The 13,961-nt window shown below is 68.7% G+C and carries 16 protein-coding genes; 15 read left to right on the plus strand and 1 reads right to left on the minus strand.

Annotated features, from left to right (window positions below; translation table 11 throughout):
* Positions 1-9: 9 nt before the first annotated feature.
* Positions 10-1,020, minus strand: coding sequence for a TetR/AcrR family transcriptional regulator (locus H516_RS0103930; RefSeq protein WP_022888419.1), 1,011 nt, complete (start codon positions 1,018-1,020; stop codon positions 10-12).
* Positions 1,021-1,159: 139 nt separating this feature from the next.
* Here H516_RS0103930 and H516_RS0103935 point away from each other — a divergent pair, with 139 nt between their 5' ends.
* From H516_RS0103935 to H516_RS0104005, 15 genes are all read left to right on the plus strand, one after another.
* Positions 1,160-2,074, plus strand: a complete 915-nt coding sequence (locus tag H516_RS0103935; RefSeq protein ID WP_022888420.1) for a daunorubicin resistance protein DrrA family ABC transporter ATP-binding protein — start codon at positions 1,160-1,162, stop codon at positions 2,072-2,074.
* Positions 2,071-2,901: an ABC transporter permease gene (locus tag H516_RS0103940; protein WP_022888421.1), complete on the plus strand. Its 831-nt coding sequence runs from the start codon at positions 2,071-2,073 to the stop codon at positions 2,899-2,901. The genes H516_RS0103935 and H516_RS0103940 overlap by 4 nt, the downstream gene beginning before the upstream one ends.
* Before the next feature lie 88 nt (positions 2,902-2,989).
* The gene (locus tag H516_RS18180) at positions 2,990-3,787 is read left to right on the plus strand and encodes an L-threonylcarbamoyladenylate synthase (protein ID WP_022888422.1); all 798 of its coding nucleotides are present in this window, start codon (positions 2,990-2,992) and stop codon (positions 3,785-3,787) included.
* Complete coding sequence (locus H516_RS18185; RefSeq protein ID WP_022888423.1) at positions 3,784-4,989, plus strand: MraY family glycosyltransferase; 1,206 nt, start codon at positions 3,784-3,786, stop codon at positions 4,987-4,989. The genes H516_RS18180 and H516_RS18185 overlap by 4 nt, the downstream gene beginning before the upstream one ends.
* A 27-nt stretch (positions 4,990-5,016) precedes the next feature.
* Positions 5,017-5,499 (plus strand): Cg1360 family ATP-synthase-associated protein, encoded by a 483-nt coding sequence (locus tag H516_RS0103955; RefSeq protein ID WP_026378394.1) that lies wholly within the window; start codon positions 5,017-5,019, stop codon positions 5,497-5,499.
* 181 nt (positions 5,500-5,680) lie between these two features.
* Positions 5,681-6,460, plus strand: coding sequence for a F0F1 ATP synthase subunit A (atpB, locus tag H516_RS0103960; protein WP_245561702.1), 780 nt, complete (start codon positions 5,681-5,683; stop codon positions 6,458-6,460).
* A 44-nt stretch (positions 6,461-6,504) separates the two neighbouring features.
* Positions 6,505-6,738 (plus strand): ATP synthase F0 subunit C, encoded by a 234-nt coding sequence (gene atpE / locus H516_RS0103965; protein WP_022888426.1) that lies wholly within the window; start codon positions 6,505-6,507, stop codon positions 6,736-6,738.
* 28 nt (positions 6,739-6,766) lie between these two features.
* Entirely contained in the window at positions 6,767-7,330 is a 564-nt protein-coding gene (locus H516_RS0103970) for a F0F1 ATP synthase subunit B (RefSeq protein ID WP_022888427.1), read from the plus strand.
* A 3-nt stretch (positions 7,331-7,333) separates the two neighbouring features.
* Entirely contained in the window at positions 7,334-8,128 is a 795-nt protein-coding gene (locus tag H516_RS0103975) for a F0F1 ATP synthase subunit delta (protein WP_022888428.1), read from the plus strand.
* 92 nt (positions 8,129-8,220) lie between these two features.
* The gene (atpA, locus tag H516_RS0103980) at positions 8,221-9,861 is read left to right on the plus strand and encodes a F0F1 ATP synthase subunit alpha (RefSeq protein ID WP_022888429.1); all 1,641 of its coding nucleotides are present in this window, start codon (positions 8,221-8,223) and stop codon (positions 9,859-9,861) included.
* 47 nt (positions 9,862-9,908) lie between these two features.
* Entirely contained in the window at positions 9,909-10,805 is an 897-nt protein-coding gene (locus tag H516_RS0103985) for a F0F1 ATP synthase subunit gamma (protein ID WP_022888430.1), read from the plus strand.
* Positions 10,806-10,828: 23 nt separating this feature from the next.
* Positions 10,829-12,289, plus strand: a complete 1,461-nt coding sequence (atpD, locus tag H516_RS0103990) for a F0F1 ATP synthase subunit beta (RefSeq protein WP_022888431.1) — start codon at positions 10,829-10,831, stop codon at positions 12,287-12,289.
* A 2-nt stretch (positions 12,290-12,291) separates the two neighbouring features.
* Positions 12,292-12,552: a F0F1 ATP synthase subunit epsilon gene (locus H516_RS0103995; RefSeq protein WP_022888432.1), complete on the plus strand. Its 261-nt coding sequence runs from the start codon at positions 12,292-12,294 to the stop codon at positions 12,550-12,552.
* A 10-nt stretch (positions 12,553-12,562) separates the two neighbouring features.
* Positions 12,563-13,135: a P-loop nucleotide/nucleoside kinase family protein gene (locus H516_RS0104000; protein WP_022888433.1), complete on the plus strand. Its 573-nt coding sequence runs from the start codon at positions 12,563-12,565 to the stop codon at positions 13,133-13,135.
* Entirely contained in the window at positions 13,135-13,896 is a 762-nt protein-coding gene (locus H516_RS0104005; protein ID WP_022888434.1) for a YaaA family protein, read from the plus strand. The genes H516_RS0104000 and H516_RS0104005 overlap by 1 nt, the downstream gene beginning before the upstream one ends.
* Positions 13,897-13,961: the final 65 nt, after the last annotated feature.

Consider the following 13,961-nt stretch of genomic DNA (forward strand, 5'->3'; position numbering starts at 1 on the left):
CGCGCCTCCTCAACCCACGGGCTTCCTCGTCTCGTGCTTCTCGCGCTTCTCGCGCTTCTCGCGCTCGAGCGCGTGCTTGATCGACTCTCGCTCGCGCTTCTGCGCCTCGCGCAACGCCTTCTGAGCCTCTCGCACGGCCTTCTCGGCCTCGCGCCGCGCCTTCGCGGCCTCGCGGACCCGTGAGTCCCGAGGGAGTTCGAGCTGCGCCGGCAGTTCGGGGAGCGGTTCGGGGGACGCGGGCGATGAGGAGCCCGCCTGACGGTCGACGTGGTGTTCGATGCCGTCGAGGATGCGGAGGAGCCCGAAGGAGAAGTCGTCGTCGGTCTCGCCCGGGTGCGTGCCCGGTTCGGCGACGTAGCCGCCTGCGGCGAGCAGCGGGCTGAGGTGAGGGAAGCGCTCGGGGGTGACGAGTTCGCTCAGTGCCGCGAAGGCGCGCTCGCCGGTGACGTCGGCGGGGTCGTCGGCGGCCAGGGCGGCGGCCCGGAGGTCGCGGTCCTGCGCGCTGGTGGCGCGGGCGTAGCTCGTGAGCAGCAGGAGCGCCGACATCTTCTCGCCGTCGCTCAGCGGGAGATCGCGCACCTCGCGGAGGAACCAGTCGACGATGAGCAGGCTGTTGGGCGTGATCGGGGCGCCTGAGATCGGGATGTCGACGAGCCACGGGTGCTCGCGGTACGCGGCGCGCATGGCGAGCACCCAGGCGGTGACGCCGTCGCGCCAGCCTCGTTCGACGGATTCGTCGGGCACGGGCGGCTCGACCGCGCCCTCCTGCATGAGGAGGATCAGGTCGTCCTTGCTCGTCACGTACCGGTAGAGCGACATCGTCGTGAATCCGAGGGATGCCGCGACCCGGCTCATCGAGACGGCGCCGAGCCCTTCGGCGTCGGCGATGCCCATCGCGGCGTCGACGATGCGTTCGATCGAGAGTTCGCGCTTGGGTCCGCGCTGCGGGTGGGCGGCGACGCCCCAGGCCAGTGCGACCGCCCGGGGGAGTTCGGGGTCGGCTCGCAGTTCGTCGCTCATCGGGCTCCAGTTCGTCGGTGCGCTTGACCACAGTCTAGAACTGTGTATTACTTAAACAACAGTGCATCACATAAACAGTTTGCGTCGTACGCGGTCGATGGGCCGACGGCGCAGACCCGACACGAACGGAGTACGAGCGATGCAACTCGCCATCGATGTCCGCGGCCTCCGCAAGCAGTTCGGCCGAACCGAGGTGCTCGCGGGGCTCGATCTCGCCGTGCCGCAGGGGAGCGTCTTCGCCCTCCTCGGGCCGAACGGTGCAGGCAAGACCACGACGATCAACATCCTCACGACCCTCGTCGCGCCCGACGCAGGCACCGCGTTCGTCGCCGGGTGCGACCTCGCCCGGGCCCCGGGCGAGGTGCAGCAGCGCATCGCGCTCACGGGCCAGTCGGCCGCCGTCGACGAGGTGCTCACCGCCACCGAGAACCTCGTCATGATGGGCCGGCTCTCGGGGCTCACCCGGCGTGCGGCGAAGGCGCGTGCCGTCGAGCTCGTGCACCGCTTCGACCTCGAAGCCGCGGCAGACCGCCGCGTGGGCACCTACTCGGGCGGCATGCGCCGTCGTCTCGACCTGGCGCTCAGCCTCGTCGTCGGCGTGCCCGTGCTCTTCCTCGACGAGCCCACGACGGGCCTCGACACCCGCAGCCGGCAGGAGCTCTGGGCCGTCATCCGCACCCTCGCCGACGCCGGCACCACGGTGTTCCTCACGACCCAATACCTCGAGGAGGCCGACCGGCTCGCCGACCGCATCGCCGTGCTCGACCGTGGGCGCATCGCCGCCGAGGGCACGGCCGACGAGCTCAAGGCGCGAGTGGGCGGCGACGTCGTCGAACTGCGCGACGCCGACGGCGTGCTCGTCCGCGAGATCCCGACCGACGGCAGCGTGCACGGCCTGCGCGCGGTGATCGACGAGCTCGACCGGGCGTCGGTCGGCGGGGGCGGCGTCGACGGCGTGCAGGTCTCCATCCGTCGCCCGAGCCTCGACGACGTGTTCCTCGCCATCACCTCCGGTGCCGAGGCGTCCACCCCCGAACTCGTGGAGGCGAAATGACCACCGCAACCGTGCCGGCATCGGCGGGCGCAACCGCGACCGCTCCCGCATCCGCCCGTCGCCCGCGCCTGCGCGGCGTCGCCGCCGAACGCGTCTTCATCGGCCGGAGCCTCATCCACTCCATCCGCGACGTCGAGGCGCTGCTCATGGCCGTCGTGCTGCCGACGATGCTCATGCTGATGTTCACCTTCATCTTCGGCAACGCGATCGACCCCTCCGGCGGCTACGTCGACTACGTCGTGCCCGGCATCATCCTGCTGTGCGCGGGCTTCGGCGCCGCGGGCACCGCGATCTCGGTGTCGCGCGACATGACGACGGGCATCATCGACCGGATCCGCACGATGCCGCTGCGCAGCGGCGCGGTGCTCACGGGGCACGTGGTCGAGAGTCTCGTGCGCAACCTCGTCGCCACGGCCGTCGTGATCGGCGTCGCCCTCCTCGTCGGATTCAGCCCGAACGCGACACCCCTCGAGTGGCTCGCCGTCGTCGGCGTCGTGGCCCTGTACATCCTCGCGATCACCTACCTGTTCGCGGCGATCGGCCTCGCCGCAGCCTCGCCCGAGGCGGCGAGCGGCTACGGCTTCATCCTGCTGTTCCTGCCCTACCTGTCGAGCGCCTTCGTGCCGGTCGCCACCATGCCCGAGTGGCTGCAGTGGATCGCGGAGAACCAGCCCATCACCCCCGTGATCGAGACCATCCGCTCGCTCCTGCTCGGCACGCCGATGGGCGACTCGGCGTGGTGGGCGGTCGGCTGGTGCGTGCTCATCATCGTCGTCGCAGCGGTCTGGGGCGCCTGGCTGTTCCGTCGCAAGGCGGGTCGCCGCTGAGCGAGCCGTCATCACTTCGGATGCCTCGGGCCGAGCGCGGCCCGGGGCATCCGTCCGCCCTGTCGCGCTGGTCTAGAATCGGCAGGTCATGACTGCCATCTACGACTGCTCGGTCGACTCCCAGTTGCTCACCGGCATGCGACTCGCCCGCGGGGCGATCGGCCGGGGCGAGCTCGTCGTCATCCCGACCGACACGGTCTACGGCGTCGCCGCCGACGCCTTCGATGCGAAGGCCGTCGCGCGCCTGCTCGAGGCGAAGGGCCGCGAGCGCACCTCGCCGCCGCCCGTGCTGATCCCCGGGCTCCCCACGCTCGACGCGCTCGCGAGCGAGGTGCCGCCCGCGGTGCGCGACCTCGTCGCCGAGTTCTGGCCGGGCGGGCTCACCGTCATCCTGCGCGCGCAGCCCTCCCTCCAGTGGGATCTCGGCGAGACCCGCGGCACGGTCGCCCTGCGAATGCCCGCGAACCCGATCGCGCTCGAGCTGCTCTCCGAGACGGGGCCGCTCGCGGTCTCGTCGGCGAACCTCTCGGGACTGCCGAGCGCGACCTCCGCCGCCGCGGCCGAGGAGATGCTCGGCGAGTCGGTCGCCGTCTACCTCGACGGCGGCGAGGCCGGTTCGGGCTACGAGGCGATCGGCGAGCGCCCGGGCGACACCTCCTCGACGATCGTGGATGCCACGGGGCTCGGCGAGCACGCGGGAGCGCTCCGGATCGTGCGCGCCGGGGTCATCTCGCGCGAGCGCATCGCGGCGGTCGTCGGCGAAGCACTGTTGGAGCCCGAGGCATCCGAGACCGGGGCCGAGAAGCCCGCGACGCCCGACGCAGCCGGGCCCGAGGCATCCGCCCCCGGTGACGAAGCCGATGAGGCGGGCGCCGCCGCCTCATGACCCTCTTCCTCTCGCTCGCGCTGCTGGCCGCACTCGTCACCTTCGGCGGCTCGATCGCCGTTTGGAAGCTCAGCCTGAAGTACCGGCTGTACCCGAAGATCCGCGAGCGGGACGTGCACACCCGGCCGACGCCGAGGCTCGGCGGCATCGCGATGTTCGTCGGCATCCTCGTCGCGATCGGCGCGGCCGCCTTCGTGTCGAGCCTCGGGGTGTCGCGGTTCTCGAACGTCTCGATCATCTTCGAGAACCCGGGGCAGATGCTCGCGATCCTCGGGGCGGCGCTCCTCATCGTCGCGATGGGCGTCGCCGACGACCTCTGGGACCTCGACTGGACGACGAAGCTCGCGGGTCAGTTCATCGCCGGCGGACTCATCGCGTGGCAGGGCGTCACGATCGTCTCGCTGCCGATCGCGGGCATCACGCTCATTCCGTCGTGGCTGAGCGCCACGCTCACGGTCTTCGTCATCGTGCTCGTGATGAACGCGGTGAACTTCATCGACGGCCTCGACGGGCTCGTCGCGGGCGTCTCGCTCATCGCCAACGGCGTGTTCTTCCTCTACACGTACCTGCTCGTGCAGCAGACCTCGCCGCTCAACTACTTCAACCTGGCGTCGCTGCTCGCGGTGGTCGTGGTCGGCGCGTGCGCCGGTTTCCTGCCGCTGAACTGGCACCCCGCGAAGCTCTTCATGGGCGACGCAGGGGCCCTCCTCATCGGACTCCTGACCGCGACCGCGGCGATCGCCGTGACGGGCACGATCAACCCGATCAGCGTCGGCTTCGAGAACCTGTTCGCGGCCTTCATCCCGATCCTGCTGCCGTTCGTCGTGCTCGTGATCCCGCTGCTCGACTTCGGCCTCGCGGTCGTGCGCCGGTTGAGTGCGGGCAAGTCGCCCTTCGCGGCCGACCGCAAGCACCTGCACCACCGCCTGCTCGACATGGGGCACTCGCACCTGAACGCGGTGCTCATCCTCTACGGGTGGACGGCCGTCGCTTCCGTCGGGTGCCTCCTCACCTACGTGCTGCCGACCTACTTCGGCGTCGACAGCGCCTGGGCCTTCGTGTTCCTCGGCGTCGGCTTCCTCGTCTGCGCCGTGATCACCCTCGCCCCGCTCGGCCGCCGCAAGCGCCTCACAATCGCCGCGGAGGAGCGCCCGAGCGCGCCTCCGGCGGGGGCCGACGAACTCGAAGGTCCGGCTCGGTAGAATCGGGCGACCCCCGACTGGAGCATGATGACCGACGCACGTCCCGCACAGCCCGCCGACCGCACGCCGACCTCGAACCCGGTGCTGCGCCGCGCCCTCATCTGGGGCGGCGTGCTCGCCGCCGTGATCCTCGTGGTGAGCGCCGTGCTCGGCCTCGTCTTCGCCGGGCTGCCCGGTCTCTGGGGCGCCCTCATCGGCACCACCATGGCGGTGGTGTTCATGGGCATCACCGCGGCGAGCATCCTCCTCGCCAACCGCTTCTCGGGCAGCGACCTGTTCGTGGGGGCCTTCTTCGGCATCGTGCTCGGCGGCTGGCTCCTGAAGTTCATCGTCTTCATCGTGCTCGTCGTGCTCCTCAGGGATGCCTCGTGGCTCGACACGACCGTGCTGTTCCTCAGCCTCGTGGCCGGCGTTCTGGCCTCGCTCGTGGTCGACGTGCTCGTCGTCGCGAAGTCCCGTCTGCCCTATGCGAGCGACGTCGAACTGCCGAAAGCACCTGAAGACGACTGAACCGTGTTCTGAATTCGTCTGCTCGTAGAAGTCTTGCTAGAGTATTCACGATCCCCCCACGGTTCTGCCCTCATCACGCATGGGCGAACCGAGGTCCATGTTCGTCGTCGCGAGAGCCGAGCTCCACGCCCCGAAACAGGAGAAAGCGCTGCTAGCTCACGCCCTGAATCTGCTGGTTCCGATGTCAACCGATGATGGTGGCTTCCACGGGCCGTCGATCGACGAATTCTTCCCCGGAGCCCTGCTCTTCGAGGGCACCGTCTTCGAGATCAACCGCATCATGCTCGTCCGCTTCGTCGCGGTCGCGGCGCTGATCCTGGTCTTCTGGCTCGGTACGCGCAACATGCGCATCGTGCCCGGCCGGTTCCAGAGCCTCGTCGAGATGGGGCTCGACATGGTGCGCGTGAACATCGCCGACGACCTGCTCGGCAAGAAGGACGGCAAGCGGTTCCTGCCGATCCTCACGACGATGTTCTTCATGATCCTGTTCATGAACCTGACGGGCGTCATCCCCTTCCTGAACATCGCCGGCACCTCCGTCATCGGTGTGCCCCTCGTGCTCGCGATCGTCGCGTACGTCACCTTCATCTACGCGGGCGTCAAGAAGAGCCCCAAGAACTTCTTCAAGAACTCGCTCTTCCCTTCGGGCGTGCCGTGGCCGGTGTACATCATCGTCACGCCGATCGAGCTCATCTCGACCTTCGTGATCCGCCCGGTCACGCTGACCCTGCGACTCATGATGAACATGATCGTCGGTCACCTCCTGCTCGTGCTCTTCTTCGCGGCCACGCAGTTCTTCGTCATCCAGCTCTCCGGCTGGTGGACTGTGCTCGGCGCCGGCACGCTGGCCTTCGGCCTCGTGTTCACGCTGTTCGAGGTGCTCGTCGCCGTCCTGCAGGCCTATGTCTTCGCACTTCTCACCGCGGTCTACATCCAGCTCGCGGTCGCAGAAGAGCACTGAGCCCGGGCGCCCGCCCGAAACATCCCTAGGAAAGGAAACCCAACGTGGACGCAACCACCGTTCTCGCTGAGATCAACGGCAACATCGCGACGGTCGGCTACGGCCTCGCGGCGATCGGCCCGGCCATCGGCGTCGGCATCGTCGTCGGCAAGACGATCGAAGGCGTCGCCCGCCAGCCCGAACTGGCCGGCCGCCTCCAGGTGCTGATGTGGATCGGTATCGCCTTCACCGAGGCGCTCGCCTTCATCGGTATCGCGACCTACTTCATCTTCGTCTGATCCACCCGCCGCAACTGAGGAGGCCAACGTGCTTCATGCAGTACTGAGCGCTGCAACCGAGGGTGGCGAGACCCACAGCCCGGTGATTCCGGAGTGGTACGACATCATCTGGTCGTCGGTCTGCTTCGTCATCATCCTCGTCTTCTTCTGGAAGTACGTGCTGCCGCGCGTCCAGAAGCTGCTCGACGAGCGTGCTGAGGCGATCGAGGGCAACATCGCGAAGGCCGACGAGGCCCAGCGCAAGGCCGAGGCCGCCCTCGAGGAGTACACGGCGCAGCTCGCCGACGCCCGCACCGAGGCCGGTCGCATCCGCGAGACGGCCCGCGAAGACGGCAAGAAGATCGTCGCCGAGGCGAAGGACACGGCCGTCGCCGAGGCCGCTCGCGTCACCGCGAGCGCACAGGCGCAGATCGAGGCAGAGCGCCAGACCGCGCTCGTCACGCTCCGCTCCGAGGTGGGCACGCTCGCCATCGACCTCGCCTCCGGCGTGATCGGCGAGTCGCTCTCCGACGACGCCAAGGCGACCGCCGTCGTCGACCGTTTCCTCGCCGACCTGGAGGCCTCCGAGGCCACCGCCGGAGGGAAGAAGTAACCCATGGGTAGCGCTACGAGAGAGGCCCTGGCCGGGTCGCGGGCTGCGCTCGCCGAGCTCGGCCGGGTCGAGCTTGACGTCGCCGAGGGCCTCCTCGCCGCAGGTCGCGTGATCGGCTCGTCGTCGCATCTGCGCTCGGCGCTCACCGACGCCGAGGCGGATGCCGCGCAGAAGCGCGCGCTCGTCGAGCGCGTCTTCGGTGCGCAGCTGCCGGCGGTCGCGGTGACGCTGATCGTGACCGCCGCGTCGAGTCGCTGGTCGAGCGGCGGGGACTTCCTCGCCGGCATCGAGGAGCTGGGCTACCGCATCGCGGCCGACACGGCAGCGGAGGGCGTCGACATCGACGCCGAGCTCTTCGCCTTCGACCGCGCGGTCGCGACCGACTCCGAACTCGAGCTCGCGCTCGGTTCGAAGCTCAGCGCGGCAGGCGCCAAGTCGAAGATCGTCGACCGTCTGCTCGGTGGCAAGGCCGCCCCGCAGACCGTGGCGATCGTCCAGAACCTCGTGCAGCAGCCCCGCGGCCGCCGCATCGGTGAAGCCCTGCGGCACGCGGCCACCGTCGTCGCCGACCAGCGCGGCTTCGACATCGCGACCGTCACCTCGGCAGCACCGCTCTCGACGGAGCAGCTCGCCCGGCTCGAGCAGGGCCTCCAGGCCCAGTCCGGCCGACCCATCCGATTCGACACGATCGTCGACCCCGCCCTCCTCGGCGGGGTCCGCGTTCAGATCGGCGACGACGTCATCGACGGCAGCGTCGCCAGCCGCCTCAGCTCGCTGCGGCAGAAGCTTGCCGGCTGACGCCGGTTGAAACCACGACCGGCGTCCAGCGCCGCCACACAAACACCCTGCATCCGGCGCCCATGAGGCTCGGCCCAGAAAAGGAAATGGCAATGGCAGAACTCTCCATCAGCCCCGACGAGATCCGTTCGGCTCTCTCGGAGTTCGTCTCGTCGTACGAGCCGGGCCAGGCGCAGAAGACCGAAGTCGGCTACGTCACCGACGCCGGCGACGGCATCGCCCACGTCGGGGGCCTCCCCTCGGTCATGGCGAACGAGCTCGTCCGCTTCGCGGACGGCACGCTGGGCCTCGCGCAGAACCTCGACGAAGACGAGATCGGCGTCGTCGTGCTCGGCGAGTTCACCGGCATCGAAGAGGGCATGGAGGTGACCCGCACGGGCGAGGTCCTCTCCGTTCCCGTCGGCGAGGGCTACCTCGGCCGCGTCGTCGACCCGCTCGGCAACCCGATCGACGGCCTCGGCGAGATCACCGGCATCGAGGGCCGTCGTGCCCTCGAGCTCCAGGCGCCCGGCGTCATGCAGCGCAAGTCGGTGCACGAGCCGCTCCAGACCGGCATCAAGGCCATCGATGCGATGATCCCCGTCGGCCGCGGCCAGCGCCAGCTCATCATCGGCGACCGCCAGACCGGCAAGACGGCCATCGCGATCGACACGATCATCAACCAGAAGGCCAACTGGGAGTCGGGCGACGTCAACAAGCAGGTTCGCTGCATCTACGTCGCGATCGGCCAGAAGGGCTCGACCATCGCCTCGGTGAAGGGCGCCCTCGAAGACGCCGGCGCGATGGAGTACACCACCATCGTCGCCGCCCCGGCCTCCGACCCGGCCGGCTTCAAGTACCTCGCCCCGTACACCGGTTCGGCCATCGGCCAGCACTGGATGTACGACTCGAAGCACGTCCTCATCATCTTCGACGACCTGTCGAAGCAGGCCGAGGCCTACCGCGCCGTGTCGCTGCTGCTCCGTCGCCCGCCGGGACGCGAGGCGTACCCCGGTGACGTCTTCTACCTGCACTCGCGTCTGCTCGAGCGTTGCGCGAAGCTCTCCGACGAGCTCGGCGCCGGCTCGATGACCGGTCTTCCGATCATCGAGACGAAGGCGAACGACGTCTCGGCGTACATCCCGACCAACGTGATCTCGATCACCGACGGCCAGATCTTCCTCCAGTCCGACCTCTTCAACGCGAACCAGCGCCCGGCGGTCGACGTCGGCATCTCGGTGTCGCGAGTCGGTGGCGACGCGCAGGTCAAGTCGATCAAGTCGGTCTCGGGCACGCTGAAGCTCGAGCTCGCCCAGTACCGCTCGCTCGAGGCCTTCGCGATGTTCGCATCCGACCTCGACGCTGCGAGCCGTCGTCAGCTGGCACGCGGTGCGCGTCTGACCGAGCTCCTCAAGCAGCCGCAGTACTCGCCGTACCCCGTCGAAGACCAGGTCGTCTCGATCTGGGCCGGCACGAAGGGCCACCTCGACGAGGTGCCGGTGGAGGACATCCTCCGCTTCGAGAGCGAGTTCCTCGACTACCTGCGCCGCAACACCGACGTGTTCGAGGTGCTGCGTTCGACGAACAAGCTCGAGGACGAGACGATCCAGAAGCTCGAGTCGTCGGTCGCGACCTTCAAGAGCGAGTTCCAGACCGGTGAGGGCAAGCCGCTCGCCTCGGTCGGTTCGGAGCAGTTCGAGGCCATCGCCGCGGAAGACGTCAACCAGGAAAAGATCGTCAAGGGTCGCCGCTAAGGCGGACCCGGCGAACTGAACCGCTGACGTAGGGATACAGGAGAGACATGGGAGCGCAACTTCGGGTCTACCGGCAGAAGATCAAGTCTGCCCAGACGACGAAGAAGATCACCAAGGCGATGGAGCTCATCGCCGCCTCGCGCATCCAGAAGGCGCAGGCTCGGGTGTCGGCTTCGACGCCGTACTCGCGGGCGATCACCCGTGCCGTCTCGGCCGTGGCGACGTACTCGAACGTCGACCACGTGCTGACGACCGAGCCCGAGAAGATCGAGCGCGCGGCGATCGTGATCCTCACGAGCGACCGCGGCCTCGCCGGCGCATTCAACTCGCAGGTCCTGCGCGAGGCGGAGGAGCTCGCCGAGCTCCTCCGCTCGCAGGGCAAGGAGGTCGTGTACTTCCTCGTCGGGCGCAAGGCGGTCGGGTACTTCCAGTTCCGTCACCGCGAGTCCGAGCGGCAGTGGACGGGCAGCTCCGAGAACCCCGAGTTCGAGCTGGCGAAAGAGATTGCCGACGCGGTGCTCGAGTCCTTCCTGCGCGACGCGTCCGACGGCGGTGTCGACGAGATCCACGTGGTCTACAACACCTTCGTGAGCATGATGACGCAGACCCCCACGGTCGTGCGCCTGCTGCCGCTCGAGGTCGTCGAGGGCGTCGAAGAGCCCGATGCGACGGTCCAGCCGCTGTACGAGTTCGAGCCCGACGTCGAGACGGTGCTCGACGGGCTGTTGCCGGTGTACATCGAGAGCCGCATCTTCAACGCCCTCCTGCAGTCGGCCGCTGCCAAGCACGCCGCCACGCAGAAGGCGATGAAGTCGGCCTCCGACAACGCCGACAAGCTCATCACCGACTACACCCGCCTGGCGAACAACGCGCGCCAGGCCGAGATCACGCAGCAGATCTCCGAGATCGTGGGCGGCGCGGACGCGCTCGTCGCCGCCAAGTAGCAACTCAGAAAAGAGAGAGCAGAATGACTGACACCGCAACCGCGCCGGTCGCCGAGCGTGCCGCCGGCGCTGTCGGACGCATCGCCCGCGTCACCGGCCCCGTCGTCGACATCGAGTTCCCGCACGACTCGATCCCCGAGATCTACAACGCACTGCAGACCGAGATCTCCCTCGGCGGTGAGACCTCCACGCTGACGCTCGAGGTCGCACAGCACCTCGGCGACGACGTCGTCCGTGCGATCGCCCTGAAGCCGACCGACGGCCTCGTCCGCGGCCAGGAGGTGCGCGACACCGGTTCGCCGATCTCCGTGCCGGTCGGCGACATCACCAAGGGCAAGGTCTTCAACGTCATCGGCGAGGTGCTGAACGGCGAGCCCGGCGAGCAGCTCGAGATCACCGAGCGCTGGCCGATCCACCGCAAGCCCCCGGCATTCGACCAGCTCGAGTCGAAGACGCAGCTCTTCGAGACCGGCATCAAGTCGATCGACCTCCTCACCCCGTACGTGCAGGGTGGAAAGATCGGCCTCTTCGGCGGTGCGGGCGTCGGCAAGACCGTCCTCATCCAGGAGATGATCCAGCGCGTCGCGCAGGACCACGGTGGTGTGTCGGTGTTCGCCGGTGTCGGCGAGCGCACCCGTGAGGGCAACGACCTCATCCACGAGATGGAGGAGGCGGGCGTCTTCGACAAGACCGCCCTCGTCTTCGGCCAGATGGACGAGCCGCCGGGGACGCGTCTGCGCGTCGCCCTCTCGGCCCTCACCATGGCCGAGTACTTCCGCGACGTGCAGAAGCAGGACGTCCTCCTCTTCATCGACAACATCTTCCGCTTCACCCAGGCGGGTTCCGAGGTGTCGACCCTGCTCGGCCGCATGCCCTCCGCGGTGGGCTACCAGCCGAACCTCGCCGACGAGATGGGCATCCTCCAGGAGCGCATCACCTCGACGCGCGGTCACTCGATCACCTCGCTGCAGGCGATCTACGTCCCCGCCGACGACTACACCGACCCGGCACCGGCGACCACCTTCGCGCACCTCGACGCGACCACCGAGCTCTCGCGCGAGATCGCATCGAAGGGCCTCTACCCCGCGATCGACCCGCTGACCTCGACGTCGCGCATCATGGACCCCCGCTACCTGGGCGAGGACCACTACCGCGTCGCGACCACGGTCAAGCAGATCCTCCAGAAGAACAAGGAACTCCAGGAGATCATCGCGATCCTCGGTGTCGACGAGCTCTCCGAGGAAGACAAGATCACCGTCGCCCGCGCGCGTCGCATCCAACAGTTCCTCTCGCAGAACACCTACATGGCGAAGAAGTTCACCGGTGTCGAGGGCTCGACCGTCCCCCTGAAGGACACCATCGAGTCGTTCGACGCCATCGCCCGCGGTGACTTCGACCACGTGGCAGAGCAGGCCTTCTTCAACGTCGGTGGCATCTCCGACGTCGAGGAGCAGTGGGCACGCATCCAGAAGGAGAACGGCTGAGCATGGCCGCCCTCAACGTGAGCGTCGTCTCGGCCGACCAGGAAGTCTGGTCGGGCGAGGCGGCCATGGTGGTCGCGAAGACCGTCGAAGGCGAGATCGGCATCCTGCCGGGTCACGAGCCGATGCTTGCGATCCTCGCCGGCGGCGAGGTACGCGTGACCCTGCCCAGCGGTGAGAAGGTCACCGCGAGCGCCGAGGACGGGTTCCTCTCGGTGCAGTCCAACTCGGTGCAAGTCGTCGCGTCTCGCGCCGAACTCTCCTGAGGGGAAGCGGATGCAGGGGGAGCAGCCGTTCGACCGCCAGTTCGGTGACCTGAGCGTCACCCAACTCATCGTCATGGCCGGGCTGCCGGGTGCGGGAAAGTCGACGATCGCCCAGATCGTCGGCGCCCGCCTCGGCGCCACGGTCGTGTCGGTCGACCCGATCGAATCGGCGATTCTGCGTGCCGGGATCGACGCCGACCAGCCAACGGGCCTCGCGGCCTACCTCGTCGCCGAGGAGATCGCCGAGAAGGAGCTCGACTCGGGCCGCACGGTGATCGTCGATGCGGTGAACGCCGCCGAGGCCGCCCGCCTGCAGTGGCGCGATCTGGCCGAGCGGGCCGACGTGCGCCTGCGCGTCATCGAGGTCGTCTGCTCCGACGAGGAGCTGCATCGCTCCCGCCTCGAGAAGCGAGAGCGCAAGCTGCCGCACCTCGAAGAGACCACCTGGCGCGCCGTCGAGCAGAGTCTCGAGGGCTATGCGGCCTGGACGGGCCCGTCGTCGGCGTTGCCGCGCGTCACGATCGACAGCATCGAGACGCTCGGCACGAACGTCGACGCGGCGCTCGCCTTCATCGGCGCGTAGTGCGGATCCTCATCCCGCCGTCGGAGACGAAGCGCGACGGCGGCGCCGACGCGCCCCTGGCTCTCACTGCGCTCTCGTTCCCGACGCTCTCGGCCGCCCGTGAGCAGACGCTCGCCGCGCTGGGCGAGCTCTCGGTCGACGGCGACGCGATGATGCGGGCACTGAAGCTCGGACCCCGGCAGGCAGCCGAGGTCGACCGCAATCGCGATCTTCCGGGTGCACCGACCATGGCGGCGATCGACCGCTACACCGGTGTGCTGTTCGACGCGCTCGACGCCCCGTCGCTCGATGCGGCCGCGCGCGAGTTCGCGGGCCGCACCGTCGTCGTGCACTCCGCCCTCCTCGGGCTCGTCGGCGCGCTCGACCCCGTTCCGGCATACCGGCTGTCTCACGATTCGAAGCTGCCCGGCCTGCGTCTGAAGGCGCACTGGCGTCGGCCGATCGCCGAGGTGCTCGACCGTGAGCCCGGTCTCATCGTCGACCTTCGCTCGGAGGGCTACGCCGAGCTCGGCCCGGCCCCGGTTCGCCCCGGCAGCGTCTACGTGCGCGTCGTGTCGGTCGACGGTGCGGGACGCAAGCGCGCATTGAATCACTTCAACAAGCAGGCGAAGGGTCGCTTCACCCGGGCCGTGCTCGAGGCCCGACCCGAACTCGAGACACTCGACGAGTTGCTCGATTGGGCCGAGTCGACCGGATTCGCGCTTTCACGGGGCGCTGACCGCGGTTCGGCGGCCCCGCGCGAGATCGAACTCGTCGCCTGAGTCCGGCGCACGCCTCGGCTCGACACGTGGTTCGCGATCGCATTCGCGGGCACCTTCGTATGGAG

Source organism: Agromyces italicus DSM 16388, from assembly GCF_000421545.1.
GTDB lineage: Bacteria > Actinomycetota > Actinomycetes > Actinomycetales > Microbacteriaceae > Agromyces > Agromyces italicus.

Coding starts and splice junctions, on each gene's coding strand:
- H516_RS0103930 (WP_022888419.1), bottom strand. CDS start 1,020: ATGAGCGACGAACTGCGAGCCGACCCCGAACTCCCCCGGGCGGTCGCA.
- H516_RS0103935 (WP_022888420.1), top strand. CDS start 1,160: ATGCAACTCGCCATCGATGTCCGCGGCCTCCGCAAGCAGTTCGGCCGA.
- H516_RS0103940 (WP_022888421.1), top strand. CDS start 2,071: ATGACCACCGCAACCGTGCCGGCATCGGCGGGCGCAACCGCGACCGCT.
- H516_RS18180 (WP_022888422.1), top strand. CDS start 2,990: ATGACTGCCATCTACGACTGCTCGGTCGACTCCCAGTTGCTCACCGGC.
- H516_RS18185 (WP_022888423.1), top strand. CDS start 3,784: ATGACCCTCTTCCTCTCGCTCGCGCTGCTGGCCGCACTCGTCACCTTC.
- H516_RS0103955 (WP_026378394.1), top strand. CDS start 5,017: ATGACCGACGCACGTCCCGCACAGCCCGCCGACCGCACGCCGACCTCG.
- atpB (WP_245561702.1), top strand. CDS start 5,681: ATGTCAACCGATGATGGTGGCTTCCACGGGCCGTCGATCGACGAATTC.
- H516_RS0103975 (WP_022888428.1), top strand. CDS start 7,334: ATGGGTAGCGCTACGAGAGAGGCCCTGGCCGGGTCGCGGGCTGCGCTC.
- atpA (WP_022888429.1), top strand. CDS start 8,221: ATGGCAGAACTCTCCATCAGCCCCGACGAGATCCGTTCGGCTCTCTCG.
- H516_RS0103985 (WP_022888430.1), top strand. CDS start 9,909: ATGGGAGCGCAACTTCGGGTCTACCGGCAGAAGATCAAGTCTGCCCAG.
- atpD (WP_022888431.1), top strand. CDS start 10,829: ATGACTGACACCGCAACCGCGCCGGTCGCCGAGCGTGCCGCCGGCGCT.
- H516_RS0103995 (WP_022888432.1), top strand. CDS start 12,292: ATGGCCGCCCTCAACGTGAGCGTCGTCTCGGCCGACCAGGAAGTCTGG.
- H516_RS0104000 (WP_022888433.1), top strand. CDS start 12,563: ATGCAGGGGGAGCAGCCGTTCGACCGCCAGTTCGGTGACCTGAGCGTC.